This is a genomic window from Saccharothrix sp. ST-888 (genome assembly GCF_000955975.1).
In the GTDB taxonomy this organism is placed as follows: domain Bacteria; phylum Actinomycetota; class Actinomycetes; order Streptomycetales; family Streptomycetaceae; genus Kitasatospora.
In genome coordinates this window covers 1-2,659 of the sequence record NZ_JYJF01000230.1, presented here as the reverse complement: position 1 = coordinate 2,659, position 2,659 = coordinate 1, and the positions used below count along the sequence as shown (strand labels likewise).

The following is a 2,659-nucleotide window of genomic DNA, read 5'->3' as shown; positions in this document are numbered from 1 at the left end:
GTATGCCCAAAACCAGCCGGAACAGCCGACAAGCAAGCCACCGGCGCTTGACCGGCCCCGCCCCTTCAGGGATGACGTTGCCGTCAACTACTGCCGTCAGACAGCCCAACGGCCCCACCGGAGCTACGTCCGGTGGGGCCGCGATTATTACTTGCCGGGCTCGCTACGACTCGTCTCCGAGGCGATGCCCATTCGCGTAACTGTGCACCCATTGAATGCACTCGGGCCGATTCCCCGTACCCACGCGACAGAATTCTTCTACGGCCGCACGGACCTCAGAGACCGGGAGGGCACTCCTTGGATCGTGAAACATCGGCTCGCCCGGGTCGGAGACAACACGGGGATCGAATCCTGGGGGGTTCGGATTATCCGAAACCCAGACGTGATCGAAGACGCCACCCTGCACAGGATGACTTTCGCTGACAAACCAGATGAGCGCCCCGAAACCCGTAGAGGAATTTACGGAAATGCGGAGAAAGTTGTCTGGCATATCAGGACCATCGACGTGACGCCTATCAGAGAACATGAAGCACGCATCGTCGCCGGGGCTCCAGTACGGCGCACTGCTCTCCGCTTCTAGATTCTCCATCACCTCTGTGATCAACGCCGACATCTCAGCCCACGTCTCGGCATAGTGCCACTTGCGGTGAATCATGGCATTAAGAATCAAGGCTATCCCAAACCTTCCAGCACCTTGGGCTCCGTCGCCCCCGGATACCATACCCGCATCGTTGATCCGCGCGGAAGGATCGCTGGAACCGCAGCCTGGCACCCGAAGGGAAACGGGCACACCCCCTTGGGATTGTTGATGACCACGTCTGCATCAGTCACTCCGTTTTGCCTCATCCACCAGGCATACTTCGTCTCAACGTGAGTGGCTGCCGGGTGTGGCCCGACGCGTGGGTTCGAAATGCTTGGAGATCCCTTGAGGAAATCATCGATAGCCGCCGTCGTGCCATCCGAACCGCTACTAATTCCAGCGGAAATATCATTCCCGCCAGCGTCGAATATTCGCCCGCTCGTGACCTTGCTCGGAAGGCCACTCATTGCATTTCCAGCAAACTCGGTGTCACAGTTGTGGACCAGGACCGGCGTGGCCCCTGCCAGCACATAGTACGTGTGGAGCTGCTCGACGGTGAGGTTGTAGGCGGTGGTCGGGTCGGTGCGGTAGTTGCGGACCGATTCGACGGTGGCTGTGTCGCCGTCGGGTGTCTGGAGCTGGTCGCCTGCGCGGAGCTCTGCTGCGGCGGTCCACCGTTGGGTGGTGGTGTTCCAGTACGGGTGGTGCTGGGTGGAGGTGAGGACGGCGGTCGACGCGGTGGCGCTTCCGGCTACCGCGGGCAGACTCAGGGCGCCTGTGGTGGTCAGTTTGAGGTCGGTGAAGTCCTTGTCGTCGGGGGTGGTGATGGTCTGTGTGACGTGTTCCCCAGTGGTGGTGCCGGTCTGGGGGTCGGTCGCGGTGACCTTGTCGCCTACGGCGAGTTGGTCGATCGGCTTGGTGGTTCCGTCAGCGAGAAGGACCTCGGTTCCGGCAGGGAAGCTGTTCGTACGGCACGCGGTGCGTGCCACCGCCGCCCCACCCTCACCGGCCTCCGCCGCGACCTCACCGATGGCCCCGCCCAGGGCTCCTGAGGCGGCGCCTTCGATGGCTCCGCCGGCTACCGCCTTGGCTTGACCTTCCAGCGAGTGGTCGGCGTTGCCGTCGAGGAGGTTGTTGAGTCCTGCTCCGATGGCCCCGGCTACGGCGCCGCACCCGGCTGCGGCTGCCACTGCGCTGGCGCCGCCGGTCGCGACCGCGCCGGCTGCTCCGCCCGAGAGACAGAGGGTTGTGGCCACTGTCTCGATCGTCATGACGACGATGGCTCGGACGATGGGGTGGTCGGTGGTGAAGTTGCGTGTCCGGGTGAGGCCGTTGCTGGCATGGCAGAGAGTCCCCGAGATCCAGCCGCCGCCGCACTTCTTGGTGCCGCGCCCGTTGCCGCTGCCTCCGGATCCCGCACCGTTGCTGCGAGTCGTCGCCGACGAGCTGACGTTCGAGGAGTGGGGGCGCGTGTTCTCTTCTACGATGTTGTCGTAGTTGGCTCCCTTCTCGACCGGGGTGATCCCACCCTCACACTCGTACATCCCGTTGCTGCACTCCTCGAAGTGCATGCCCGAGGGATCGGAGAGGTTGACGGGGTCGTTGTTGCTGTAGGCGTAGCCGTTCCACTGTTGCGGGCTGGCCGCGTCGAGGAGTAGATCGGGGTTGAGGAACCGTCCGGTGGTTGGCTGGTACTCGCGGGCGCCAAGGTTGGTGAGGCCGGTCGAGTCGTCCTTGGTGCCGCCGACGAAGCCCTTGTCGCCGGCCCAGGTGGCGGGGTCGGGCTGGGTTCCGCGGGGGTTGCCGAACGGGTCGGTGGGGCGACGGGTGACGGTCTGGCTCGCGTCGGTGGTGATCTGGGCGCTGTTGGTGCCGTGCGGGTCGGCGGCCTGGTAGACCAGCTGGCCGCCACCGGTCGCCGCGGTGACGCGGGTGATGGTGAGGCCACCGGGCGAGCTGTAGTACCGCACGTCGGACATCGATCCGGATGCGGTGTCCAGGGTGAGCTCGTCCGCGCCGATGTTCAGCGTGGTCTTGCCCGGGTCTCGGCGGATCAGCTGGTTGCCGTCCGCGTCGTAC

At 64.6% G+C, this 2,659-nt stretch carries 2 protein-coding genes; both read right to left on the bottom strand.

From position 1 onward, the window contains the following. Positions 1–163 precede the first annotated feature (163 nt). Positions 164–655 (bottom strand): Imm1 family immunity protein, encoded by a 492-nt coding sequence (locus UK12_RS45255; RefSeq protein WP_082120132.1) that lies wholly within the window; start codon positions 653–655, stop codon positions 164–166. A gap of 17 nt (positions 656–672) precedes the next feature. Next, a partial coding sequence (locus UK12_RS41865; protein ID WP_269432061.1) for a DddA-like double-stranded DNA deaminase toxin occupies positions 673–2,659 on the bottom strand: 1,987 nt, incomplete at its 5' end.